General features: G+C 27.5%; 24 protein-coding genes. 3 read left to right on the top strand and 21 right to left on the bottom strand.

The genetic code is table 11. From position 1 onward, the window contains the following. Position 1 precedes the first annotated feature (1 nt). The 10 genes from trkA to J7M87_RS11185 all read right to left on the bottom strand — a co-directional run bounded on the left by trkA (position 2) and on the right by J7M87_RS11185 (position 9463). A complete protein-coding gene (gene trkA, locus J7M87_RS11230; protein WP_291651141.1) occupies positions 2-1366 on the bottom strand; it encodes a Trk system potassium transporter TrkA in 1365 nt (454 codons plus the stop codon). 328 nt (positions 1367-1694) lie between these two features. After that, a complete protein-coding gene (locus J7M87_RS11225) occupies positions 1695-2498 on the bottom strand; it encodes a Tim44-like domain-containing protein (RefSeq protein ID WP_291651140.1) in 804 nt (267 codons plus the stop codon). Positions 2499-2692: 194 nt separating this feature from the next. After that, positions 2693-3802 (bottom strand): HAMP domain-containing sensor histidine kinase, encoded by a 1110-nt coding sequence (locus J7M87_RS11220; protein WP_291651139.1) that lies wholly within the window; start codon positions 3800-3802, stop codon positions 2693-2695. Beyond that, on the bottom strand, positions 3792-4484 hold the full coding sequence (locus tag J7M87_RS11215) for a response regulator transcription factor (RefSeq protein ID WP_291651138.1): 693 nt from the start codon (positions 4482-4484) through the stop codon (positions 3792-3794). Before J7M87_RS11215 ends, J7M87_RS11220 begins: the two co-directional genes overlap by 11 nt. Positions 4485-4503: 19 nt before the next feature. Then, positions 4504-5232, bottom strand: coding sequence for a M15 family metallopeptidase (locus J7M87_RS11210; protein WP_291651137.1), 729 nt, complete (start codon positions 5230-5232; stop codon positions 4504-4506). 149 nt (positions 5233-5381) lie between these two features. Further along, on the bottom strand, positions 5382-5990 hold the full coding sequence (locus J7M87_RS11205; RefSeq protein WP_291651136.1) for a membrane protein insertase YidC: 609 nt from the start codon (positions 5988-5990) through the stop codon (positions 5382-5384). Between the two features lie 540 nt (positions 5991-6530). Continuing rightward, on the bottom strand, positions 6531-6881 hold the full coding sequence (locus J7M87_RS11200; RefSeq protein ID WP_291651135.1) for a hypothetical protein: 351 nt from the start codon (positions 6879-6881) through the stop codon (positions 6531-6533). A gap of 189 nt (positions 6882-7070) precedes the next feature. After that, the gene (locus J7M87_RS11195) at positions 7071-7613 is read right to left on the bottom strand and encodes an isochorismatase family cysteine hydrolase (RefSeq protein ID WP_291651134.1); all 543 of its coding nucleotides are present in this window, start codon (positions 7611-7613) and stop codon (positions 7071-7073) included. A gap of 247 nt (positions 7614-7860) precedes the next feature. After that, on the bottom strand, positions 7861-8628 hold the full coding sequence (locus tag J7M87_RS11190) for an SDR family NAD(P)-dependent oxidoreductase (RefSeq protein WP_291651133.1): 768 nt from the start codon (positions 8626-8628) through the stop codon (positions 7861-7863). A gap of 145 nt (positions 8629-8773) precedes the next feature. Next, complete coding sequence (locus tag J7M87_RS11185; RefSeq protein ID WP_291651132.1) at positions 8774-9463, bottom strand: hypothetical protein; 690 nt, start codon at positions 9461-9463, stop codon at positions 8774-8776. 122 nt (positions 9464-9585) lie between these two features. Between J7M87_RS11185 and greA the strand changes: the two genes are divergently transcribed. After that, positions 9586-10050 (top strand): transcription elongation factor GreA, encoded by a 465-nt coding sequence (gene greA, locus J7M87_RS11180; protein WP_291651131.1) that lies wholly within the window; start codon positions 9586-9588, stop codon positions 10048-10050. 445 nt (positions 10051-10495) lie between these two features. On the opposite strand, the gene J7M87_RS11175 is transcribed toward greA, so the two are convergent. The 3 genes from J7M87_RS11175 to J7M87_RS11165 all read right to left on the bottom strand — a co-directional run bounded on the left by J7M87_RS11175 (position 10496) and on the right by J7M87_RS11165 (position 13483). Then, positions 10496-11512: an oxidoreductase gene (locus J7M87_RS11175; protein WP_291651130.1), complete on the bottom strand. Its 1017-nt coding sequence runs from the start codon at positions 11510-11512 to the stop codon at positions 10496-10498. 74 nt (positions 11513-11586) lie between these two features. After that, entirely contained in the window at positions 11587-13119 is a 1533-nt protein-coding gene (locus J7M87_RS11170) for a hypothetical protein (protein ID WP_291651129.1), read from the bottom strand. A gap of 304 nt (positions 13120-13423) precedes the next feature. Continuing rightward, on the bottom strand, positions 13424-13483 hold the full coding sequence (locus J7M87_RS11165; RefSeq protein ID WP_097033772.1) for an SHOCT domain-containing protein: 60 nt from the start codon (positions 13481-13483) through the stop codon (positions 13424-13426). Positions 13484-14069: 586 nt separating this feature from the next. Here J7M87_RS11165 and J7M87_RS11160 point away from each other — a divergent pair. Next, positions 14070-14723 (top strand): pentapeptide repeat-containing protein, encoded by a 654-nt coding sequence (locus tag J7M87_RS11160; RefSeq protein ID WP_291651128.1) that lies wholly within the window; start codon positions 14070-14072, stop codon positions 14721-14723. A 166-nt stretch (positions 14724-14889) separates the two neighbouring features. On the opposite strand, the gene J7M87_RS11155 is transcribed toward J7M87_RS11160, so the two are convergent. The 6 genes from J7M87_RS11155 to J7M87_RS11130 all read right to left on the bottom strand — a co-directional run bounded on the left by J7M87_RS11155 (position 14890) and on the right by J7M87_RS11130 (position 21185). Then, positions 14890-15885 carry an ornithine cyclodeaminase family protein gene (locus J7M87_RS11155; protein WP_365845339.1) on the bottom strand — a complete coding sequence of 332 codons (996 nt, stop codon included), beginning with the start codon at positions 15883-15885 and terminating at the stop codon, positions 14890-14892. A gap of 47 nt (positions 15886-15932) precedes the next feature. Beyond that, a complete protein-coding gene (locus J7M87_RS11150) occupies positions 15933-16826 on the bottom strand; it encodes a sulfite exporter TauE/SafE family protein (protein ID WP_291651127.1) in 894 nt (297 codons plus the stop codon). 5 nt (positions 16827-16831) lie between these two features. After that, positions 16832-17647, bottom strand: a complete 816-nt coding sequence (locus J7M87_RS11145) for a TrmB family transcriptional regulator (protein WP_209738493.1) — start codon at positions 17645-17647, stop codon at positions 16832-16834. A 311-nt stretch (positions 17648-17958) separates the two neighbouring features. Next, complete coding sequence (locus J7M87_RS11140; RefSeq protein WP_291651126.1) at positions 17959-18597, bottom strand: nitroreductase family protein; 639 nt, start codon at positions 18595-18597, stop codon at positions 17959-17961. 123 nt (positions 18598-18720) lie between these two features. Continuing rightward, positions 18721-20529 (bottom strand): ABC transporter ATP-binding protein, encoded by a 1809-nt coding sequence (locus tag J7M87_RS11135; RefSeq protein ID WP_291651125.1) that lies wholly within the window; start codon positions 20527-20529, stop codon positions 18721-18723. 101 nt (positions 20530-20630) lie between these two features. Then, a complete protein-coding gene (locus tag J7M87_RS11130) occupies positions 20631-21185 on the bottom strand; it encodes a MarR family transcriptional regulator (RefSeq protein ID WP_291651124.1) in 555 nt (184 codons plus the stop codon). A 252-nt stretch (positions 21186-21437) separates the two neighbouring features. Here J7M87_RS11130 and J7M87_RS11125 point away from each other — a divergent pair, with 252 nt between their 5' ends. Continuing rightward, entirely contained in the window at positions 21438-21887 is a 450-nt protein-coding gene (locus J7M87_RS11125; protein ID WP_291651123.1) for a DUF2975 domain-containing protein, read from the top strand. Between the two features lie 481 nt (positions 21888-22368). On the opposite strand, the gene J7M87_RS11120 is transcribed toward J7M87_RS11125, so the two are convergent. Next, positions 22369-24609, bottom strand: coding sequence for an excinuclease ABC subunit UvrA (locus tag J7M87_RS11120; protein WP_291651122.1), 2241 nt, complete (start codon positions 24607-24609; stop codon positions 22369-22371). 271 nt (positions 24610-24880) lie between these two features. Further along, on the bottom strand, positions 24881-25900 hold the full coding sequence (locus J7M87_RS11115) for a glycoside hydrolase family 130 protein (protein WP_291651121.1): 1020 nt from the start codon (positions 25898-25900) through the stop codon (positions 24881-24883). Positions 25901-26095 lie beyond the last annotated feature (195 nt).

Genomic DNA, 26095 nt, shown 5'->3' with positions numbered 1-26095 from the left:
ATTATCTGCCACCTCCAGCGAAGATGTCATCAATATTTAAAAGCTTCATATTTTTAGTTATAATAATTACTCTATCATTTATCTTTAAGCAATCATCCCCTGTTGGAATGATTATTTTATTATTTCTAACAATTGTAGCTACTAAAATATCCTCATTAAACTCTACATTTTTGAATTTTATATTTATATTTTTAGTGTCATTGCCAACTATAAACTCTACTGACTCTGCTTTATCATTACAAATTCTATATATATTTTCTATAGAGCTTTTTTTCTTATTTCTTAAAGTTCTTACATACCTTAATATTTTATATGCAGTAACTAACTTTGGATTTACTATAGAGTTTATTCCTACTGTTTTTCCTATTTCCCTATAATTATCTCTTGTTATTTTAGTTATTACATTATCTACAGATTTACTACTTGCTAAAAGAGATGCAATTATATTATCTTCATCTCTTCCTGTTAAAGTAATAAAACTATCAACTTCTAGTAAACTTTCAGATAATAATAACTCTTCATCCATACCATCTCCATTAATTATTATAGAATTTGGTAAAAGATTATTAAGTTCTTCACAGATGTTTAAATCTCTTTCTATTATCTTACAATTAACGCCAACTTCGCCAATAATTTTAGCAAGGTAATATCCAATTTTGCCTCCACCTATAATCATAGCTCTCTTTACTTTTTTCTTATATTTACCTAGTTTATTAAATAAATTTTGAATGTCTTTATGTTCACCTATGACATATACTCTATCATCTTTATGGAAAATATAGTCTCCTCTAGGCATTATAAATTCATCATTTCTCTCAACTCCACAAAAAAGTACATTCCCTCTAATAAAGGTAATATCGCTTACTTTTTTGCCTTCAAGAGCTGTATCGTCAGATATCTTGAATCCAACTAAATTTACTTTACCATCGGAAAAATTATCTATACTACAAACTGATGGATACTTAATTAACTTAGCTATTTCCATTGCTGCAGCTTTTTCTGGATTTATTACTAAATCTATTCCTACAGCTTCAGTTAATAAAGTTATATCTTCATCATAATCTGGAGTTCTGACTCTAGCTATAGTATGCTTAACTCCTAATTTCTTAGATGCTAAAGAACAAAGCATATTCAATTCATCACTATCAGTTACTGAAATTAATAAATCAGCTCCTCTTATGCCAGCCTCATCAAGAACTTTTAAACTAGTACAATTTCCTTTAACACACATAACATCTAAATTGTTGTTAATATGTTCTAAAGCTGCATCTTTATTATCTATAATAGTTATGTTGTCTCCATCCATAGATAGATATTTGGTTAAGGTATATCCTACTTTACCTGCACCGACTATAATAATGTTCATTTTTATTCTCCTTGTTAACTAATGTTACTCTTATGTGTAATACTTCATATTATACATTACAAATAATATTAATCATAGTCATTAAATTGATAAAAATTTTAGTAATATTAATTTTTGATATGCTTTTAAAATAAAGATAGTTAGATCTCGCTATAATCTAGATTAAGGCTTAAATTTTATATAACTAATGTAGTTACTAAAAAGGGATTTAAAGTAACTACATTAAATTTCTTTAGATTTTTATTAAAGTATTATAAAGAAGCCACCTACAATAAAAATATTATAAGCGGCTTCTTTTTAACGAGATAGAATATCAATATATTTAATATTAATTGGATTCCTTATCTTTGATATTTATATCAAAAAAATCTAAATCATTAATATCATCAATTTGTCTTATTTCATCTAATATCCATCTTTTTTTATTTTTTACAAATTTCCAATACTCTTCAAAATGAGTAGTTCTATACTTATTGCCTTCTATTATTTCATTAGTTTCCTCTTTTATTGTATAATCAATTGATTTTGCTTTTATATGAACCCATAAAGAATCTTCATTAGTTCCATCTTGATCCTTCAATGCAATAGGAATAGCACTTATTAATTTCATTTTTTCTAGGATGTTTTTTTCTTTTCTTACTTTCATCCATTCTGTTTTTGATCTATGCCTTATGTATAATTTTTCACTCATATATTCTTTAGCTAAATCTTGATTTCTTTCCATCCAAGCAACTTGAACTTTATAAAATGCTTCTTCTATATCATTCTTTATACTATCATAATCCCAATTATAATCACTCTTAGCCAAGTTCTTTATGGCAGAAATACTTTTTGCTTTCTTTTTGCTAAGTCTTACTTTTAAAATAATTGTTCCTGCTGATCCAATAATAGCAAACATTCCAAGATTAATTATTGAAGATATTGGATTGCTTCTCCCTCTATAACTTCCACCTGGTGCCCCACCATGAGATGAGCTTCTGCTTCCGCCGCCACCTCCACCGCCACCTCCGCCTCCTCCGCCTCCGCCTCCGCCGGCTCTAGCATAAGCAACTACTGGTCCATTCACAACCAAAATTACCAATATTACTACTGAAACTCTTTTTAGAAAATCACTAACCTTAAAATCCTTCATTACTCTCATCCCTTTAAACGTTTAAACTTTATTATTTATTACATATTTTTTTAATGCTAATAATACTTAAGCACTATTAATTAGATATATTCTTTAGTTGCATATAAGTTCTTCACTAAGCTTATCTATATTTTATCACATACTATTTTTTTACAAAATAGATTATTAACATAATAATTAAATATTATTTATTATTAAATTAGTTTTATTGGCAATCTAACTTCGAATATAGTTTTATCATCATCACTATATGCAGATATAGTTCCATTATGAAGCTCTATAATATTTTTTGTTATGGATAAACCTAATCCAGATCCCCCTATATTACTATTCCTTGATTTTTCTATCCTATAAAATCTATCGAATATATATGGTAAATCCACTGATGGTATAGACTGCCCATAATTTATAACTTGAACTACAGCCATTTTTCCCTCAGCCTTTGTAACTATATCAACATAATATCCATCCTGACCATATTTGATTGCATTGGAAAGTAAATTTTCAAATGCTCGAACTAATTTCCCTCCATCTGCATTAACAATCAGCTTATCATCTGAAAAGTTAACTCTTGATTCCATATTTGAATTTTTAAGCTGTACTTCGAAATAAGCTACAACTTGACCTAATAACTCAACTAAATTAATATCATTCTTATCTAATTTTATAGTATTATTTTGCATTTTAGTAAGTTCAAATAAATCATTTATAAGTACGTTTAAACTTTTTGATTTTTCATATGCTATATTAGCATAATATCTAAGCCTTACTTCGTCATAATATTTATCACTATCAATAATCTCTAAATATCCAATTATTGAAGTTAACGGAGTTCTTAAATCATGTGAAACATTTGTTATTAAATCATTTTTTGTTTTTTGAGCTTTTCTTTCTTCTATAGTCCTATTTTTAAGTTGAGTTGAAATACTATTTATATTTTCTGCTAATACTTTCATATCACCTTTAAAATTAACTTGTATTAATCTATCTAAATCCCCCTTAGCTATTATTTCAGTCTCATTTATTATTGCTACTAAACTCTTAGTTTTTTTATTTGTTATAAATAAGTAAAAGATTATAAATATTAATATCCCCAAAATTATAGCTATAAATCCATCTAAAAATTCGTATTTAATAAACCGCCAAAAGGCCCAAATATGCCAAAAAATTTCATAATCAGTATTTTTGTATAAGTAATCCAATATAATTTTGGTAATAAAAAATATCAAAGCAGTTAATGCTAAAGATTTTATTATATCAACTACTGAATATAACCATGCTCTATATATTCTCTTATTTTTCAATTTTATAACCAACTCCCCATACAGTATGAATTATTTTATTTCCCTCCATGAATTGTTCTAATTTATCTCTAAGCCTGCTCATATGTACCATTACAGTATTATTAGATTGATAGTATCTCTCCTTCCAAACTTTCTCAAATATTTCTTCGGTACTAAAAACTCTCCCTCTATTTGTTGCTAATAAATATAAAATTTCAAACTCTCTCGCCGTTAAAGATACATCATTATCATCTATTGTTACCTTGTGCTTACTCTTATCTATAATCATTGATTCAATTCTTATTATATTATCTGAAGCTTGCATTTTATTATTTAAAAAATATGCTCGTCTAAGCAATGCCCTTATCCTAACTGTAAGCTCTAAATGATTGAATGGCTTACATACATAATCATCAGCACCTGTCATAATTCCTTGTATTTTATCCATATCTTCTGTTTTTGCACTTAACATAAGTATTGGTATATTATACTTTTCTCTTACTCTCCTACAAACTTCTAATCCATCCATCTCCGGCATCATTATATCTAAAACCATTAAATGAATTTCTTCTTTATCTAATATTTCTAATGCTTTTTCGCCATTACTCGCCTTTAAAACATTATATCCCTCATTTTTAAGATTTATTTCTAGTAAGTCCCTTATTTCCTTTTCATCATCTATCACTAATATATTATTATTCATTTATCCTCCATCTAAATAACTATTTTCCTAAATATTCCTCTAAAGTAATTCCATTTTCATATATATATTTAGCAGCCTCTTCACCTACATATCTTATATGCCAAGGTTCATATTCAATTCCTGTTATATCTTCTTTTCCTAATGGATATCTTATAATAAACCCAAATCTATAACTATTTTCTGCAAGCCAATCTCCTTCTTTTGTTCCTTGAATTAAATAATTTTCTTCATTAGTAATATCAATACATAAGCCTGTTTGATGCTCACTAAATCCTGGCTTAGCAACATATGCCTCAGCATTTTCTATTCCTTGAGATTTTACTCTATCATTAAATGTATTTTTTTGTGATTTATATGATCTATATCCTGAATTGCCTAATAGTATTATACCATCATCTTTAGCTTTCCTTACTAAATTTTCTAATGGTTTAACAATGATTCCTGCCACATGTTTTTCTTCATTATTTACTATATCAGTAAATGGTATATCAGGAATGGTTAAATTTTTAGGTTTATAGTTTTTACTTAATCCATGATCTTTATTTACTAAAAGTAAATTATCATTTGAATTAGAATCGGGTTTTATATTAATATTATTTCCATCTACCCCCTTGTCACCCTTATTTAAATTACTCTCACTCTCATTAATAATTAAATCCTTTATAAATAAAACATCACTTTTTAATAAATATAACGCTCCAAAACCTACTAAAATAAATAATAAAAATCTTTTTAATCCTCTTTTCATCTTTTACACTCCTCTTCTAACCTTATAGTGCTAATTTTAAATTACACACCTTACGACTCTTATAAAAATTTCTTACGAAACCTTAAGTTTTATAAAAGCTGGTTAAAAGAATAAAAGGATTTAAAGCAAAACTTTAAATCCTTTTTAATTTAAGCGAAAACTTTGTTTTTACTATATATTTTAAAACCAATATCCTCTACTAATGTGAATATACTTGAAGTTATAAAGTAAATTCCAAGTCCTATAGGTGCTTTTACTGTTATAACTAATCCAAATAGTAACATTGGAATAATAGATTTTATACTTATAGGTTCTTCATTACTATTAAAAATCTTCAAGTATGAAATTATACTTGGTAATATCGAAACTATAGTATATATTAATGGAACAATAAACTTATCATCTGTACTACCTATCTTCATAGCCCAAGGAATCAGCATTGTCATAGCTTCAACTGGAAGCCTTGATATAGACATATATAATCCAGATATTATTGGTAATTGCACTAGTGAAAGAAAACATCCAAACATTCCTTTAGAGTTATTTAAGTAAAGCTTATTTAACTCCTCATCTTGCCTTTTTTTATTATTTTTATATTTTTCCTTAACAGCCTCTATTTCCTTAGAAAAAACTATCTGCTTTTTCATAGCAATTCTTTGCTTTATAGAAAAAGGGAGCATTAATAACTTTACAGTTATTGTTAGCAACACTATAGCTATACCCCAATCCCCTGTTATTTGAAATGCAAACTCTATCATAGATTTAAATATATTTATAAGACATCATTTTAAAACAAAGTACAATACCGCCATATATCTATTTTCTCATAGGTTTTATATTTATCAGAATTTAAATTTTTAGAAAAATCCAATTTTTCTTTGTTAATCGAATTATTAAAAATGACTTTATTAAATTTTCCCTTATTCTTATAAACATAGCCTTTAAAGCATATATATATGTAAGTTGCAATACTAAAAATAGAAACTAATTGAATTAGATACAGCATATCAAATTTCATATATGCTTCACCTCCTATGAGTTATATTGTAACTCATTATATGTTGTTGAATATAGAATGTCAATATGTGGAATTAATTTAAATAACTTTTATATAAACTTTTTAAATTAACTACCTTAGATATAAAATAATAACTGAAAACAATTTTTAAATAAAAATCGCTTCCAGTTATTATTAGAAAATCTGTTGTCCGTGTATAACAACAATACTTATGTTCTTCTACTTCTAATTATTTTTTCTAAATTAAGTATTTTTTAATTTATTATTTTCTCTAATAAGTCTAGAAATTATATAAAAATGGAAATGGTGGAGCATAGAAAGGGTATCCTAATAAAGCCAATGCAGCTAAATTACCAAGAGGAAGACCTCTCCTTCTAAAGCGTCTAAACCTTCTTCTTGGTCGGCCACCGCCATGGAATTGTCGTTGTGGATCAGATTCATTTTCATTTTCTGCTTCCATTACATCTTCTCCAACTAATACTATAACACGCTCTCTATCTACATCCTCAATAATTCCGTCAATTGTACTTCCATCTGTCAGTGTAATAATAACATGAAAAGATATAAGCCTTTTGCATTTATCATGTAATGGTTGTAAGTCTCTGTAATAATCAATTCTTTCCATAGACATTTTTTACCAACTCCTTTCATGACTATGATATTCACTTATAAAGTCAACTGTACCATTTAATTAATAAAATAAGTAAATAATTTATCTATTTTTGACTCTATAGTAAAATTAATATTCTACTAAAAAAAATGGGGCTGTCGCACAATTAAATAGCTTTCTGCGACAGCCTCATTTCTATATTATTATTTTTTATCTATTTATTACCTTACCTTGTAATCCTTCTATTACATCCAAAGTCTTTTCATGCAATGATTCATCAAAGCTAGCACAAAGACTTCCATCGACTACTACCTCTGCATTTCTAAATTGTGATTGAAACATTACTACATTACTTATTACACATATATTAGTGACTACTCCAACTATCTCTATCTCCTTAATGTCATTCCCTATTTCACTTGCAAGTTTAATCATATCACTTGGAGCCATTCCAAATCCGTACTTTTCATAGTGAATTATATTTTCTCTATTTGAAAACTCATTTAGCTTTCCATATAGTTCATGACCTTTAGTACCTTTAATGCAATGAACAACTGGTAAGTTTTTTCCTTCTCTAGTGTCCAAGTAATTATCTAAATGAGTATCATAAGTAAATAACACCTTATTATTATTCCTTAGATATTCATTCACCTTATTATAAATTCCACTTTCTAAAGATACAGCCTTTTCAAATCCCAATGCTCCATCAACAAAATCTTTTTGATAATCAATAACTACTAATAATTTTTCCAAATTAACTTCCTCCCAAATTATACAGTTTTATTATTATTTTCAAATATTATTATATATACCCTTAATATTAATTTAATAATATTATTCTATCATAATAGCTTGATAAAGAATATGTTTCTCTATTTATATAATGATTAAGATAATTATATAAAATCCTAAGAAACATCATTTCAAATAAATATTATAAATTATAATAAAACAACTTAATTTAAGAGGTGTTTGATATGAAAATCAGAAATTTTTTCTTTTAAACTATTGATAATCCACCATCTACTACAATATGTTGTCCTGTTACATAACTTGATGCATCAGATGAAAAGTATAAAATAGTCCCATTTAACTCACCTCTTTTAGCTGGTCTAGAAGCTGGACAAAGTGCATTATAACTCTTTAAAAATTCTTGAGACTTAAATAAAGTATTTTCAGTCATTTCAGATTCAAATAAGCCTGGACAAACAGAATTTACTGTTATACCAAATTGAGCATAAGATGCTGCCATACCTCTTGATAATCCTAAAACTGCTGCTTTAGATGCATTATAAGAATGTCTAATAAATACATCAACTTTATCTGCTAATAATGCGTTTATAGAGCTAATATTAACTACTTTCCCGTAATTTTGATTTTTCATAACTGGAATAACATATTTACTAACTAAATAAATGCCCTTTACATTGGTATCCATACTCTTATCCCAGTCTTCTTCACTAAGTGTATCTACTCCACCACGTACTGCTACTCCTGCATTATTTAATAAAATATCAATTCTTCCAAACTTATTAACAATAGTTTCTACCGCTACTTTAACTTCCTCTTCATTAGTGACATCGCATTTAACAGCAATAGATTCTACTCCTAAGCTTTCTATTTCCTTTGCTAAACTTTCTATTTTTTCACTTCTTCTTGCTAATACACAAACATTGGCACCTTCATTAGCATATGCTAATGCTGCATCTCTTCCAAGTCCACTTGATGCCCCTGTAACAACTGCTATTTTCCCCTTTAAGTCAAACATATTTATACCTCCCATAATTTTAATGTACAAGTTTATTTATACATTATATTATATTGTTCTTTCTTTCAAAAAAGTCTTACTCATAGTTTGTGTATATTTTTATTTTTTATTTATCATTTATTGTTAGTACTATAGAATTTAATAACTAATCATTGCTAACATCTTTTAAATCTATAATAGTATTTATTTTAAGTCCAGTTTCTTCTAATGAAAGTGATTTTAAATTAATACCCTTGAAATTATCTTTATATACTATTACATCTCCTTTATTGAATTTTACATTTATTTTTCCATCCTCAGGAAACCAATCTTTTACAAAACTCTTTAAAGCTAAATTAACTACCCAATCTGCTATTTTTAAATCTAAAAACCTTACTTCATCTATTGTTATTACTAAATTCTCCTCAGCATTAATGCTTGGCTTAACTTTTACTTCAACAGGTGTTTTTATGTTATTTAACGCTTCATAATTTACATAAATACTTATATATCCTTCTCCTATATTTATTTTTACATCTTTCATTTTTTCATTATTAGTTTTTTCTAAAAAATAATTCACTCCATTTAATATAGTTTCTTCTGGAGCAAATAACTCACCCTTAATTCCTATTGGATCCTTTATTACTTCTATATTATTTGCTTGAAGACCAGCTATTGAACTTATAAAATTTAATATTTCACTTTGATTTTCTATCATTTCTATATTATTTGCTTCATTTTTATTCTCATTTACATTTTCATCTTTACTTCGACTAAATATGTTGAATGATATAACTGCAAATATAATCAAAATAGAAAATATAGAAACTAATATTATTGCTAATCTCTTATTCATTATTTCTCCTCCTTATAACTATTTACATAATATATTATATTGCTTTTATTTAAATAATCTTTTATTTTTTTCTATATATTATATAATATTAACATGATATTTTTTGAGAGGGGTTTAGTTTTATGAATAATACGCTAACTGAAGAGAATATAAAGAAATTAAGAGAAGAATTAGAGTATAGAATGACAGTAAAGAGGGCTGAAATAGCAAAAGAAAAAGCAATAGCAGCTGCACATGGTGATAGATCAGAAAATGCCGAATATAAAGAGGCTTGTGCAAACTATAGAGAAAATGATAATAGAATTCAGTACTTATTAAATATGATTTCAACAGCAACTGTTATAGATGATGAAGAAATTGATAAATCTGCTTTAGGAATAAATAGTAAGGCTAAAATCAAATTTGTTGAAGATGATTTTGAAGATGTCATAACTTTAGTTACTGTTATGGATTCAGATCCTGAAAATATGTGTATAAGCATAGAATCAGATCTTGGATTAGCTTTAAAGGGAAAGAAAGTTGGAGATATTGTTGAAGTTGATGCTCCTGAAGATAAATACTCTGTTGAGATATTAGAAATCTTATAACACGAAAAATAGCTACCTTACAAATAAAAATGAAAAATAATTATAAATTCGAATATAATGGCTACGATAACTAGATATGTTCTATAAGCTAAATAGCTACGCAGGTATTGAATCCTTAGTGAAGTTAAGTAAAGCTATAACTGAACTTAGTATAAAGACCCATCTACTGAAGCTTGCCTAAAGTAGATACTCCTGTTAATTGGTGAAAAAACTACTATGCCAATAGTTTTGGTTAACTCGCTGCGTTCAAACAATTAAGCAACACTAATGCCTAGTAGTTCTTCCCACGCCAACTACTTCTAATGCCTGTATATGCTTATTCCGCAGTCTATTTATCTTCGCCATATTATATTCTACACTTAAACTTATAAAATGAAGAATTAACCTCATTAATTATCTGTATTAAATTAGATATTTTATTGTAATGAGAAACTACAATTCTTATTTACTTTAAATTCTTTATTCCTTCTTCTAATATTTTTAATTGCAGTAAAGTCTGTTCATCTGTTATAGTTTTATTTTTATTATTTACTATTGCTTCATATAAATCATCATATACTCTACCATAATCACCATTAACAGATTTAACTTTTTCTTCACGAATTGTTCCTTCGTCATCCATATATGTTAATGTTCCATAATGGTTAAAGGTATCAACTCCAAAATCCTTATTTGTTGGCATATAGAACACTTTTAAATGCTCTTCTTGACGATCTTTAGTTTCTTTTACAAAGCATCCCTTTTTACCATATAAAACAAAGCTAGGTCTTTCCTTTATTCTAAAATAACTAGATTTTACAGATACTTTTAATACCCCATAATATAAATCCAAATCAAAGTAGTCATTCATTCTGCCGCTTCCTAATAATTGTCTAACATCATAATGAATTCTGCCAGGCTCACCAAAATAACTTATAACTTGATCTAATGTATGACAAGCATGACCATATAAATATGAATCATATGGTGAAAAACTATTAGTTGATTCTGGAACCTCTGGACGATAATAATCAAAATGCATTTCAAGCTCCAATAATTCTCCAAGCTTTCCTTCTTCTATTACTTTTTGAACTGTTAAAAAATCACTATCAAATCTTCTATTTTGATATGCTTGAACTATTAGTCCTTTTTTCTTTGCTAAGTCAAATATTTCTTTAGCTTCATCATAAGTTTGCATAAATGGCTTTTCAACTAAACAATGCTTGTTATGCTCCAATACTAATTTTGCGTAATTATAATGACTATCTTGCTTTGTACAAACGACAATTAGCTGTATATCTTTATCATTTAATAATTCATCTAAGTTAGATGTATAGTTTACTCCATCTATTCTATCCCAAGCCTCATTTTTAGGATTTCTTTGATATATTGTCTTAATCTTTATATTTTTTCTTTGTAAAACAAATGGTAAATGATATCTATTAGTACTTTTTCCATTTCCTATATAACCAATTGTAAGCATATTTGTCCTCCGTAAAATTTATATTTTATTGAAATTATATCATTTTCCTTATAAACTTATATAGTTTTTACTATTTATTCTCTTACTTGCTTATCTTCTTCAACATATTCCCATGTACTTCCATTATCCTTTGATTGATATAATGCACTAGAATTTCCATTATAGTCCCCATCAGAACCTTGCCCAACTAACACATTAAGAACTCCATTTTCTTCATAAGGCATTTCTGGAAAATCAAATGGAGAAATAACACTTCCATTATTAAGAGTTACATCTCTTTTAGGAATATCTATTACTTCAAAAGATAATCCTCCATCTTCAGTACGATATAGATCACCATAACTACCACCACTATGAGATAAAGCTATAAATCCAAGCTTCTCATTTATAAAGGCTACTCCTGATGCTCCTCCACCTCTTCCCATAAATGGATCTTCATTTATAATATCCCATGTAGCTCCCCCATCCTTAGTTCCTTCTAAAGAATAAAATCTACTACCTGCTGCTGCCCCAACAACTCTTAATTTATATCCAATACTATCAGATAAATAAAATTCTTTATCTTCACTATTTGCTGTACTCACAGGTTTTCTATTTTCATTTTTATTTAGCTTATCGCCTTTTATATTATTTAAATCTTCTACTAAGTTATATCTAACAGGAGTATATATATCCTCTTTTCCTGGAACATATACTGAAACTGTATATCCTATTATTTCAGAATGTATTTCACCTGGTGACTTTATATTTCCTTCAGAGTCTATATAAACAATTCCTTCTTTGTTAAAACCAAAGCTTCTTTTCCCATAATAAAGAATACCATATTTATTTTCATTCCAATTACTTACCGTTTCCTTAAGGGGAATAGCTTTCATTGTATCAATTAATGGTTCTAAAAGCTTATCCTTATTAAAATCTGCATTAACATAGCCATTTAAAGATATAATAATCTTTTTAGATTTGTTACTATCATAAGAAATTAAATAACTTTCTAATTCATCTTTATCATTTTTTCCATAAAGAAAACCATAAATTGACTGAATTGTTCCATCAGAATCAAACTCAAGGCTAAAGTCGTCAGAAACATATAAAGTCTCAGGCATATGAACTTTGTCATTAATATCATTAAATAATCCTTCTATACCATCTTCATATATATTATTATGTTCAAGTTTTATTTCTTTTTTATGACCTAAATCATGTAAAACCCACGAAAGCTTTCCCCTAAAGTTTGTTGCACTATAATATATTTTTGCTCCGTAAAATACTGTTATAATAACCATAATAATTATAGCTATATATGTCCAAATAGTTTGTAGAGAAGATTTACTCCACTTCCTTTTACTGTTCTCATCAAAAGTATAATCATCTGTAGGATATTGTGGAGAAATCATATTTTTCTTTCTAATAGCAATTATTGAATAAATAATGCAAGCCAAAAAGAATAACATACATATAAATAAAATTGTAATATTATGATCAACTCTTCCAAACCTACACAGAGTATATAATTCATAAAATGATATCCAATATACAAGTATAAATATTGGATTAATTATTATAGATAATAGTTTACTAAAAATCGTGATTTGTTTACTTTTTTTCATTCCAATCCTCTTCCTCCTTGTAAACAATTAATATAAATAAATTATACACCATTTCCCAATTTACAGAATAAAACTTTTTATTACTCTTATCTTATATTTTTTCTATTCTCTATTTAACTGAAATAACTTAGCTTTTACTAAAATTAATAATTATAGTTCTAATATAATATTATCAAAATAATGAGTTTAACCCATGAAAATCTACTATTGAGATTCTCATGGGCTTATTTTATATCTGTAATATAAAATTATACTTATACCTAATAAACCATTCTTATATATGGACAATAGTTTTACAAGTAAATTAAATACCAAGGATTTGTTTTTTCTTAATATTAAACTCTTCTTCTGTGATAACACCCATATCTAATAATTCTTTAAATTTCAAAATCTCATCCTGCTGAACTATAAGCTTGTTCCACTCCTATTTTCTGTGACGCTAAATTTACCTTAGACTCATGTATATTTAAAATCAATTCATTTATTTTATCATTAATATTTCTTGCCTCGCTTTTATTTATTGAAACATTTTTTGCAATAATTATACCGCTTCCATTTTTCTATAATATTGATGCAATAAAACTTACACTCTTAATATCATCAAAAGTACATTCTTCTGTTTACATCGCTTATTTTATTAATATTCTTGAGTAAAAATTATCATGCTTGAAACCTATATTATCTTCTACAATTTAATGAAGTTCAATCTAAAAATAATTGCTTTTGGCATAGTAGCCCCTCTATGAAAATAGCTCAAGTACATACGGTACTATAAAAAAATGTCTTCTGGAAATTATTTTTTACTTCTAGTATCAATGTAATATTTCTAACTTTCTAATCTGTTCTTATTATTTATTAGTAATAATCTTAACAGTATGATAATATTAACTAGACTGAATATGTCCAAAATAAAACTTATTATATCCAAATGGATTAAGATGGAGGCACTAATGGCTGTAAATAAAAACGTAAAAAGAAATTTTCATTATAATAATATAGAAAAGAAAGATAAAAACTTTATGTATCAAAATCTTGAAAAGAGTAATTGCTATAACTGTAATTTTGCTGGTTCAAATTTTGATTATGTAAATTTTAGAGGAGCACATTTTAAATCATCTAGCTTTTTAAAATGTAGTTTTAAATGGTCTGAATTTATAGGAACAAATTTTAGAAAAAGTAATTTTAAAAATGCAACCTTTGAAAATACAATATTTGACTCTGCCAAATTACAAGATGTTGATTTTAAAGATGCTAAATTTATAAATACTATATTTGTATCAACAGACATAAGTCAAGCAAAAAATTTAGATATTGATAATCCAGAGATAAGAATTTTTGATGAAATGCCTAAAATAGAAATAAGCGAAGAACTTAAAAATGCAGCTTTTAATACTTTCAATAATAAATACATAAAAGCTTCAAGAATTTTAGATACAAAAGACGGAGATCTTAATTACTTAAACATTATGATTCTTTTAGAAAACTTTGATGAGGATACATTAATTAAAGGATTCAATTTTATTACTAATGAATTAAATAGAGAATTTTATACACTAAGTTATATAATAAAGCTTATTAAAAATATTCCAGTATCTGAAAAATAATAACTCTTGAATAATAAATTTTATTAAAAGTGGCTCACGTTTCGTTACACCTTTTGTAATTAATCTATAAATGTTATAACTTCTTCTAAGATGATTTTTTAGTCTTAGAAGAAGTTTAAATCTATTAATATCTTTATATAATTTTTAATGAGTACTCTTTTAATTTCTATAATTTAACTATCTCGCCAACCTTATTTTCTAACGCTTTTTCATAGATTCTACGAGCAGTAACAACATCTAATACACTACTTCCTACAGTTTTAAAGAATGTGATTTCATCTTCATTCTCACGACCTTGTACTTTACTTAAGATAACTTCACCTAATTCTCCAACAACTTTGTCAAAAGAATAGATACCTTTATTTACTGGTACTATTAAATCTCCACTTTCATTAAAGACACCATCTCTTGTATCTACATATACCTTTGCAGTACATACTAAATCTTCATCTATTTCTTGCATATCTGGTGTATATGAACCAACTCCATTTACATGAGCGCCCTTCTTAACTAACTTACCATTAAATACTGGCTTCTTTGATGTTGTTACAACAGTTATTATATCAGCATCGTATATAGCATCATCTGATGATTTCGCCGCTACTATCTTAACCGAAAATTTTTCTCCAAATTTTTCACTCATATTTTTTACAAAGCTATTTCTTCTTTCTTCTGAAATATCATATACTTTAACCACTTCTATATCTCTTACATTCAATACAGCTTCGAGTTGTGTTTCAGCTTGTCCTCCAGTACCAAAAAGAGCAAATACCTTTGAATCTTTTCTAGACAAAATATCTGTAGCTGCTCCTGATACTGCTCCTGTTCTTATCCTAGTTAAAAACGTTCCATCCATCAATGAACAAACTTCCCCTGTTTGATTATTCACAAGAACCATAGTTGCTGGTACAGATGTTAGCCCCTTTTCTATATTCTTAGGATATACAGAAACAATTTTTACTCCTAAAGCATTTGTATCAGCAGCATACCCTGGCATATATAAACTCTGTCCTTCACTCTCTGGTACATTTATATTTACTCTTAGTGGAATATCTGCTCCATTTTTTGAATATATCTCAAGTGCGTCTTTATCAGCTTGAATTGCATCTGACATTGTAAAAATATTTTTCATATCCTCTTCTCTTAGTATTACTATATCCATTATTTTCTCCTTTACACTGTTCTAAAACTTTTAATAAAATTTATATATTATACACTTTCTTTTAATTCTTTTATTGCTTTATTCTTTAGTATTTCTGAAATCATATTGTATGCACTATATAATAGCACAATAACCACTACCCATTGTAACATACTAACATTTAAACTTTTAACAACATATGCAGCTACAATAACTCCTAAAACTCCAAAAGTTGAAGTAAAGAATGTAATTTTACGTGAATATGAATCTAATTTAATAAATTGCATACTTCCTATTGGTACTGAAAATGTGCAAGCACCCATCATTATAGGAAATGCTACAGCTGGATTTAATCCTAATGCATATACTGTTGCCATTGTTAAAGCATATGAACCTATGCCAACATTATTAAATGCACCAAAAAGTAGAGATAAAAATCCTAACATTACAAGTTTCCAACCAGTAAGCCCTACCTCAGCTCCACCTGATGGATATACTCCAAACTTACCCATTAATATTAATATTGCTGCTATTATCAGTCCAACTGAAATAAATTTCTTTATTGACGTAACATTCATTTTAACAACAAATCTTGGTCCAATATATGCTCCTATAACTTGAGCTATTATACAAACTAATAAAGTTGTTATTTCCACATCTATTGATGATATATATATAAGTGCCATGGCTGCAACTGGTAAAACACATTGTGTATTAAGACTACCTGGCAATTTTTTATCATTAACAAATTTCATTTTTCTATAAAAAACAGTACTTACAGCAAAATCAGAAATCCCAAAAGTTGATAATACAAATATAATGAATGAAGAAATGGCCATTATAATTGGATTACCATCTTCCTTCATAAATTCACCTTTATTTTTTATTAAATCTCTTATAAATGTAATTGCAAATAAACCATTGATGATAATAACGAATAATAATACTACTTTTAATATCATTAACTTCACTCCCTTTGAATATTAAACAAATCTCTCACTCCAAGCATTTTACTACCAAAACTTCTTTTTTCCTCATCACTCATTCGTTCAATTAATCTGATACAATATGCATCATGTTTTATGTATTCATTAGCAAAGAAAACCATACTATCATTACTTGTATAGATTCCTTCTGCAACTTTATCATTTTTAATTGTTGCATAAAACATTTCTTTTGAATCAATAGTAACAGTTATCCATCTTCCACCTATATCATTAATCTTATTTACTTCAAATCCATGTCTATAGAAATAAGGGATGCTCGTACTGTATTCTTCTTTAGAATCATACAGAACCACTAATACTTTTCCTAATTCTTCTTGCTTTCTACGTAAAATCTCCTCAAGTTCTTTTGACAAATCTTCTTTCCAAACCTGAATCAGCACTTGTTCTTGTGAATTTCTTATCATACTAAAGCATTTTGCAAGCAAGTTACTATATCCTTTAACTTGCCAAATTTGTTCATTATCAACTTTTTCATCAAAATGCTTTAGCTCAGATTCTAATTCTAAAAGTATATTTTTATTTTGATTTTTAAGATTATTTATAACGCATTCAACGGATTCAGCCTTATATAAAGAAGACTTCTCTACATGAGTTACCATTACAGCACCTTTTTGAATTAAAATTTCCAATATATTATATACTTTAGATCTAGGTACTCCTGATATTTTACTTACTTCATATCCACTTCTTGGACCATTTTGTAATAATGCAATATAGATTTTCGATTCTGATTCAGTAAAATTAAAATGCTTTAATAAATTTATAATTTTTTCCATATTTACCTCCAAATAATTCATAAAATATTAAATATTAATTATTATAACACATAACTTCATTATCGAATTATTTATCGGATTTTGAATATAGTAGCTACCTTTAGTAACTACTATATAACTTTGTTTAAAATTTGTCAATATATATCTACATTAATTTTTAATAAAAAAATAGTACCCAAACTGAAATAAATTTAAATTATCCTAGTTCGGGTACTATTTTCTCAAAATCACAGTATACTATTCAGTCTTAATATTTAAACTATACTAATTTCATACACTTTATTTATTATAGATTAAATATATTTTTGTTATTAATCTATAAATGTTATAACTTCTTCTAATGGTTTACGTGGTGGCTGTTTTGGAGTATTTTCTTCAGGTACTCCTAAAGCAACCATAGACATAAGCTCATATCCCTCTTTATTAAAGTTAATTAAACTCTCTATTTCACTTTTTGCATGTGTAGGTCCAGTCATATAACAAGTTCCATATCCCATTTCTGTTGCTGCTAATAATATATTTTCTACTGCTGCTCCTATTCCTTGTGCTGCTGATTGTGGTGATAATAATACATCTAAAACTTCTTTTGGTGCATTATTTTCTTTTAATATTTTATATTCTATCATTTTATATTCACTACCATATACTAATATCACAACAGGTGCATTTTTAAAACATGTATAATAATTTATTACACTCATATGTCTTTTAAAATCTTTTTCATTTTTTGCAAGTTGTCCGATTCTTTCATGGCTTTTAGTAACTATGTTAGCTACTTCATCTATTACTTCTTTATTTTGTAACACAACAAAATGCCAATTTTGTTGATGCTTTGGAGATGGTGCATAAGTTCCCGCCTTTATTATCTCTAATATATCTTCCCTGTTCACTGGTATGTCCTTAAACTCTCTTATGCTTTTACGATTATAAATAAAATCCAAATTTGTCATTAGATATTTCTCCTTAATTAAACTTAATGCTAAAGAAATTATAAAGAAAAAGGTATTTTACGTCAACTTTTTAAATTTCCCGCTATACCTTATTCTTATTAAATATGAATTAAAATTTATAACTTAAGCTTTTCTAAATTGAGTATCATATAGTTTCTTGTAAAGTCCACCTTCTTCTAATAGGTTCTCATGCTTTCCATTTTGAACTATCTTTCCATCTTCAAAAACTAAAATGTTATCTGCTGATAAAATTGTAGATAATCTATGAGCAATAACTATACTAGCTCTACCTTTTAATAATGGCACTAATGCTTTTTGTATATACATTTCAGAAACAGAATCTAAGGAAGATGTTGCTTCATCTAAAATAAGAATTTTAGGATTTTTTAAGATTACCCTAGCAATAGATATACGTTGCTTTTCTCCTCCCGATAGCTTAATTCCACGATTTCCTACAATAGTATTATATTTTTCTGGAAGAGACATTATAAAATCATGAATATATGCTGATTTACATGCTTCAATTATTTCTTCATCAGTTGCATCTTCTCTCCCATATCTTAAGTTTGCCTCAATTGTATCATTAAATAAATACGGCTCTTGCATTACTATACCTATTTGACTTCTAAGAGACTGACGCTTAATATCACTAATATCAATTCCATCAATCTTAATACTCCCTTTAGAGACCTCATAAAGTCTTGGTATAAGGTTTGTAACAGTAGTTTTTCCTACTCCACTTGCACCAACTAATGCAGTCATAGTATCAGGCCCTATAGAAAAGTTTATATTATGCAATACCTCAAGCCCCTTCTTATATGAGAAGGAAACATTATCAAACTCAATATACCCTTCTATATTTTCAAGATTCTTTGCATCTATCTTATCTGACTTTTCCTCTTCCATATCAAAATAATCAAATATTCTTTGGAATAATGCCAATGATCTTGTAACATCAATATGAATATTAGATAATTGAGTTACTGGTCTATATAATCTATCTAATAAAGCAACAAAAGCAACTATTTCTCCAATAGACATCTTATCTTGCATAAATAAATATCCACCATATAAATAAATTATCATAGGTCCAAGGGTAATAAAAATACTCATAGTCATAAAGAACCATCTTCCAGCTAAAGATTCTTTAATTTGTAAGTTTATAACCCTTTTATTAGTACTTTCAAATTGATTATAAGCCTCTTTTTCTTTAGTGAAAATTTTCATTAAGGTTGATCCACTAATACTTAAAGTTTCTTGAACTAGTTGATTTAATTCTCCAAGCATTTTTTGACTATCTAATGCAACTTTCCATCTATATTTACCAACCTTCCTTGTTGGTAAAATAAATACTGGCAATATTATCATGCTTATAATCGCTAACTTAAAATTCATTGACAATAATAATACCATAGTAGTAAGAATGGTTAATATACTACTTAGTGCATTTACAACAGTTGTTTTAAATATATCTTGAATACCTTCAATATCACTAGTCATTCTAGTAATAATTTCTCCAGGTTTTGAAAGAGAAAAGAAATTCATGGACATATGTTGTAAATGCTTGTACATTTCATTTTTCATATTATAAATAATATGCTTAGATATCCAAGTATTGATGTAATTTTGCCAAACAGATACTAACTCCTTTAAAACCGTTGCTCCAATACATGCAAGTATAAACATTATAAGTAAGTACATACTTCTTTGTGGTAATGCCTTATCAATTATATTCTTAGTCATTATTGGTGGTATTAGCCCTAGTAGTGATACAATAAAAAGTAATGTAATTGCTAATAATAATTGCTTCCAGAAAGGCTTGAAGTACTTTACTATCCTCAATAAAATTTCCTTAGTTATTTTTATCTCCTTATCTTCCTCTCTGGCAAATCTCATTTTATTGCCTCCTTGTCCACCAAATCCTCCTGCCATAAATTTTCCTCCATTTATATTGTTATTTATTATAAAAGCTCCACAAAATCTCCTAAATTATAATTTATATAAATACAATAAATATCTAATCTCTTATTAAACTATAATAAATTTTTCTTGCATCCATGATGATGGTATCTTCCTTCTCTTTCATAGTTTCTATGATGTCCTCTATGCCCATGATGAACTCCTCCACATTTATCATCATTTTCATCTATATTATTTAGTGACTCAAGGTTTTTGTTTACTTTGTTTATCATACCTAACATCACTTCTTTTTCTTCAATAGTTAAACAATTAAAGATTGAATTTGATAATTTGCTATTTACTCTTGTAACTTCTTCTAATTCTTCCTTTCCAGCTTCAGTTAAATAAACATGCATAATTCTACGATCATTTTCATCTTGCTCACGCTTAATTAATGAATTTTTCTCTAAGTTAGATAACATTTCTGTTAATGATGATGGGCGCATATCCAGCATTTCTGCCAAATCCCTTTGTATAATCCCATCATTTTCTGAAATCAAAGCTAATAATTTCATTTTTCCACGATGAATTCCATCCTTTGATTTCATCACTTTATGTCTACTTCTATGCATATATCTATTTAATCTTTGCATTGCATCATATAATTCACTTGAAAACTTATCTACCATGTTTTATTCCTCCAAATTATTTTTAATTATTTAGGTCCCTAACTAATTAAAGTATATGCTACTATTTCTATAATTGTCAACAAAAATATTTAGGTACCTAATTATATTTTTCTAAACTTTCTTACTTCTTAATTAGTAAAGAGAATATAATAAATCAAGATAAAAATATATTGTTTAATGATATTTATATATTGATTAATGATAACCATTGTATTATTATATAAGTTATTAATGAATAATTGAGGTGATATTATGAAACAAAAAACAACAGTTTTTTTCAAATTAGCTATTATTTTTATTAGTATAACTGTTTTTGCTTTATGTGTATTTGGTTTTTATTTTTTAGCTAATAATTCAGCAAATCCAGATTATGCCTATATACTATATCCAATTTTAATAGGTATATATACATCAGTAATACCGTTTTATATTGCATTGTATAAATCTTTTAAACTTTTAAGCTATATTTCCAAGAACAAAGCTTCCTCACAAGCTTCTGTTAAAGCTTTAATTACTATAAAATATTGTGCAATTACAATCAGTACCTTGTATTTATTAGTGATGCCCTTTATTATTCTATTGGCAGATAAAGATGATGCACCAGGAGCGATACTGATAGGAGCCTTACCTATCCTGATTTCAATAATAATTGCAGTATTCGCTAATGGTCTTAAAAAGAAGTTACAGAGAAGTATAGAATAGACAGGTTACTATTGGCTAATGTTTTTTATATCTCACTATATTAAATTCCAATATAAAGGCGAAGATAAATAGTATATGTTCCATAACCTTAAATAGCTACGCATGCATTTAATACTTAGTGAAGTTAGCTAAACTTAATATGAAAGCCTATCTACTGAAGCTTATCTGAATTAGATGTTCATATTAAATTTCAAAAATCTGCTATGCCAAGAGTGTTGCTTAACTCGCTATGCTTAAACAATTAGGCAACACTAATGCCTAATAGTCTTCCTTCACCAAGTACTTCAAATTGCTTACCATATGCTTATTCCAAAGTCGATTTATCTTCGCCAACTTATATTCTGCAACTTTACTCAGTTAAATTAAGAATTGTATTCAATATTATATAAAAATCGAAAAGTTAATACATATCCTTAAGTTTAATTCTCATTTTATAAATAATGTGATTCAGTTATAATCTAGAATATATTTCATAATAAAGTTAAGAAATATATTTTGCTGTTAATGATTCTTTACAGTTACATAGTTCCTTTGGTGTTCCTTCAAATATTATTTCTCCTCCTCTTGTTCCACCCTCAGGTCCCATATCAATAATCCAATCTGCTCTTTTTATTACATCTATATTATGTTCAATAATTATAACTGTATTTCCGCTATCTACAATCCCCTCAATTATATTAACAAACTTTTCAATATCAGACATATGAAGACCTGTTGTAGGCTCATCTAGAATATATATTGAACTTTTATTATGTAATTCACTAGCAAGCTTTAACCTTTGGCACTCACCTCCAGATAACGTATCAAGTGTTTGACCTAAAGTTAAGTATCCAATTCCCATATCTTCAATAGATTGTAGCTTTGTTTTTATTGGTTTTATATCAAAAAATTCTATTGCTTCTGTAACTGACATTTCAAGGACTTCTATTATGTTCTTTTCTTGGAATCTATAATCTAAAACTTCTTTTCTAAACTTTTTACCTTCACAAACATCACAAGTACTCTTTATATTTTCCATAAATGCAAGATTTGTTTCTATAACCCCAGTTCCATTACAGTTTTCACAAGCTCCTTCTGAGTTTGAGCTAAATAGTGATATATTAACATTATTTACTTTTGCAAAAGCTTTTCTTATATTATCCATAATTCCACTATATGTTGCTAAACTAGATCTTGAATTAGCTGATACAGGACTTTGATCTATTAGTACAGCATCTTTATTTTGCTTTAAAAATTCATATTTAATTAATGTACTTTTTCCAGACCCTGCAACACCTGTTACTAAAGTTAATATTCCTTTTGGGATTGTCACAGATACATTTTTCAAATTATTCTTATTACAATTTATAACTTCTAAGTATCCCTTATGTTCTCTTACGTTTTCCTTAATAGTTAAAGCTTTATTTAACGCATTGCCAGTTAATGTACCTGATGTAAGCAGATTTTCATAGCTTCCTTCATATACAATTTCTCCACCATATCTTCCTGCTCTTGGACCTACATCAATAATATGATCTGCAATCTTTATAACATCTGGATCATGCTCAACAACTATTACTGTATTACCTTTATCACGTAATTTTATTAAAAGATCATTTAGCTTATGTACATCTCTTGGATGAAGCCCTACACTTGGTTCATCAAATATATACATTAAATCTATAAGATTACTATTTAAGTACTTTACCATTTTTATACGTTGGGATTCACCACCAGATAGTGTTGATGTTTCTCTATCTAAAGTTAAGTACCCAAGTCCTATATCTATTATATTGTTTAATTTTTCTGTTATTCCTTTTATCAAAGGTGCAGCTTCTGGCTCATTTATTTCTTTTATCACTTTAACTAATTCATCAATTTGCATACTAGTTAAATCTGCAATATTATACCCATTAATTAAACAATCATAGACTCTTTGATGAAGTCTTTTTCCATGGCAAAGAGGACATTTATCTTCTATAAGTAACTTACTTAACTTTTTCTTTGTTGCTTCAGATGTATCTCCTTGCTTACCTAAATATAATCTATTAAACTTATTCATTAATCCTTCATATGTTATATTTGTTGTACCTGTTTCATCTATTTGAATTTTATGTGACTCTCCATATAAAAACTTTTTCAATTCTTCCTTTGAATAATCCTTTATTTTCTTATCATTATCAAAATAGCCTGATTGAACAAATATCTTCCAGTGCCAAGAACCTACTCCAAAACCTGAAAGTAAAATAGCTCCTTCATTTAAAGACTTATCCATATCAAGTATTTCATCCATATTAGGAACTAACTTTTTACCAAGTCCCTCACACTCTTGGCACATTCCATTAATATCATTAAAGGAAAACATATTGGCTTTACCTATATAAGTACTTCCAAATCTTGAATATAAAGCTCTTAAATATGAATTTATATCTGTAATAGTACCTAAAGTTGATCTTGAATTACCTCCAAGTCGACTTTGATCAATAATAATTGGTGTCGATAAATTTTCTATATGATCCGCCTTAGCTTCACCATACTTAGGTAAAAAATTTCTTATGAAAGCACTAAATGTCTCATTTAATTGACGCTGTGCTTCCTTTGCAACTGTTTCAAAAACAATAGATGACTTTCCTGAACCAGATACCCCTGTAAATATTGTTATTTGCCTCTTAGGTATTTTTAATGAAACATCTTTTAAATTATTTTCCTTACAGCCCTTTAAAACTATAAATTCTTTATCCATCTTTATCCCTCCTATATGTAGTAATTTCTTAATATACTTAAAGTAGGTTCTCTTATTTAGTAAGCAATAAATTTAGATGAAGAATTAAACTTTCTAAGTACTTCTTCTAAATCACATTAGAAATTATATCATATAACATAAATTCTATTGCTACAGTGTAGAGCTTATGCTTGTTGCTTTATCAAAAAAATAAGAGCCATTATAATATTATAACGACTCTTATATAAAGGTATAGCAAAATTTATAAATATATTTTTTTATTAACTAATAATTATTTAAATTCTATATCATCTCCATATACTAACTCAGAATTTTCTTTTATATATTGAACTAACTCATCAACTTGTGTATATGCTACTGCTACATAAGTATCTGCTGCTCCATAATAAATAGCCATTCTTCCAGTTTCAGCATCTTGCAATGTTGCACAAGGGAATGCTACATTTGGAACAAATCCTGTTGTTTCATAATCCTTTTCTGGAGTTAATAAGTAATCTCTTGTTCTATATAAAACTTTTGAAGGATTTTCTTTATCTAAAATTGCTGCTCCCATGCTATAAACAAATCCATTACAAGTTCCAGATACACCATGATAAATCATTAGCCATCCTTCTGATGTTTCTATTGGAGTTGCTCCTCCTCCAATTTTAGTTCCTTGCCACCAGCCTGAACCACCTTTGCTCATAACTCTTCTATGTCTTCCCCAGTGAACTAAGTCTGGACTTTCACTTATAAATATATCTCCAAAAGGAGTATGTCCACTATCACTTGGTCTGCTTAAAAGCATGTATTTTCCATTAACTTTTCTTGGGAATAAAACTCCATTTCTGTTAAATGGAATAAATGGGTTTTCAAGTCTAACAAATTCCTTAAAGTCTTTTGTTGTTCCAAGTCCAAGTGCAGCTCCGCCAAATTCAGCACACCAAACAATATAATAAGTATCTTCAATTTTAACTAATCTTGGATCATAAGAGTAGTTTGGTTGGTAATCATTACCATCTTCATCTTTCCAACGAATTTCTTCATCCTCAATGTCCCAAGCTAGTCCATCTTTACTTCTACCAACATGTAATTGTGGCTTACCATTTTTATGGTCTGCTCTAAATATTCCTATAAATCCATCTTCATAAGGTAATACTGCACTATTAAATATTCTTGCTGATTTTTTTGTAGGATTCCAGTTTATAATTGGATTACCATCATGTCTCCATATAACTCCATCGAAGCCTTCTGGCTTGTCTTGCCAAGGCATATTGCATAATTTTTCTCCAAATATCTTTACGTGTTCCATAAAAATCCTCCCAATCTTACTATCTTTAAATTAAATATTCCTATATTAGATATAAATTAATAATTTTACTAGCTAAATAAACTTGTTAACAATTACATATTAAATTTACTATCTATTAACTTTAATTTCTATATTTAAGCTGTTTATACTTTATTATTGTTTATATTTCTGTAATAATGTTATATTTTTAAACAA

It is taken from the genome of Clostridium sp. (genome assembly GCF_017888565.1).
GTDB lineage: Bacteria > Bacillota > Clostridia > Clostridiales > Clostridiaceae > Clostridium.
Note: the sequence above shows the minus strand (reverse complement) of the source record. Positions and strands in the feature narration are given on the sequence as shown.

Excerpts from the sequence above, each read along its gene's own strand:
- greA (WP_291651131.1), top strand. The coding sequence starts at position 9,586 with ATGAATAATACGCTAACTGAAGAGAATATAAAGAAATTAAGAGAAGAA.
- J7M87_RS11160 (WP_291651128.1), top strand. The coding sequence starts at position 14,070 with ATGGCTGTAAATAAAAACGTAAAAAGAAATTTTCATTATAATAATATA.
- J7M87_RS11200 (WP_291651135.1), bottom strand. The coding sequence starts at position 6,881 with ATGTCTATGGAAAGAATTGATTATTACAGAGACTTACAACCATTACAT.
- J7M87_RS11185 (WP_291651132.1), bottom strand. The coding sequence starts at position 9,463 with ATGAATAAGAGATTAGCAATAATATTAGTTTCTATATTTTCTATTTTG.
- J7M87_RS11135 (WP_291651125.1), bottom strand. The coding sequence starts at position 20,529 with ATGGCAGGAGGATTTGGTGGACAAGGAGGCAATAAAATGAGATTTGCC.
- J7M87_RS11140 (WP_291651126.1), bottom strand. The coding sequence starts at position 18,597 with ATGACAAATTTGGATTTTATTTATAATCGTAAAAGCATAAGAGAGTTT.
- J7M87_RS11130 (WP_291651124.1), bottom strand. The coding sequence starts at position 21,185 with ATGGTAGATAAGTTTTCAAGTGAATTATATGATGCAATGCAAAGATTA.
- J7M87_RS11210 (WP_291651137.1), bottom strand. The coding sequence starts at position 5,232 with ATGAAAAGAGGATTAAAAAGATTTTTATTATTTATTTTAGTAGGTTTT.
- J7M87_RS11170 (WP_291651129.1), bottom strand. The coding sequence starts at position 13,119 with ATGAAAAAAAGTAAACAAATCACGATTTTTAGTAAACTATTATCTATA.
- J7M87_RS11190 (WP_291651133.1), bottom strand. The coding sequence starts at position 8,628 with ATGTTTGACTTAAAGGGGAAAATAGCAGTTGTTACAGGGGCATCAAGT.
- trkA (WP_291651141.1), bottom strand. The coding sequence starts at position 1,366 with ATGAACATTATTATAGTCGGTGCAGGTAAAGTAGGATATACCTTAACC.
- J7M87_RS11125 (WP_291651123.1), top strand. The coding sequence starts at position 21,438 with ATGAAACAAAAAACAACAGTTTTTTTCAAATTAGCTATTATTTTTATT.
- J7M87_RS11120 (WP_291651122.1), bottom strand. The coding sequence starts at position 24,609 with ATGGATAAAGAATTTATAGTTTTAAAGGGCTGTAAGGAAAATAATTTA.
- J7M87_RS11150 (WP_291651127.1), bottom strand. The coding sequence starts at position 16,826 with ATGATATTAAAAGTAGTATTATTATTCGTTATTATCATCAATGGTTTA.
- J7M87_RS11175 (WP_291651130.1), bottom strand. The coding sequence starts at position 11,512 with ATGCTTACAATTGGTTATATAGGAAATGGAAAAAGTACTAATAGATAT.
- J7M87_RS11205 (WP_291651136.1), bottom strand. The coding sequence starts at position 5,990 with ATGATAGAGTTTGCATTTCAAATAACAGGGGATTGGGGTATAGCTATA.
- J7M87_RS11225 (WP_291651140.1), bottom strand. The coding sequence starts at position 2,498 with ATGAAGGATTTTAAGGTTAGTGATTTTCTAAAAAGAGTTTCAGTAGTA.
- J7M87_RS11215 (WP_291651138.1), bottom strand. The coding sequence starts at position 4,484 with ATGAATAATAATATATTAGTGATAGATGATGAAAAGGAAATAAGGGAC.
- J7M87_RS11145 (WP_209738493.1), bottom strand. The coding sequence starts at position 17,647 with ATGGAAAAAATTATAAATTTATTAAAGCATTTTAATTTTACTGAATCA.
- J7M87_RS11115 (WP_291651121.1), bottom strand. The coding sequence starts at position 25,900 with ATGGAACACGTAAAGATATTTGGAGAAAAATTATGCAATATGCCTTGG.
- J7M87_RS11155 (WP_365845339.1), bottom strand. The coding sequence starts at position 15,885 with ATGGATATAGTAATACTAAGAGAAGAGGATATGAAAAATATTTTTACA.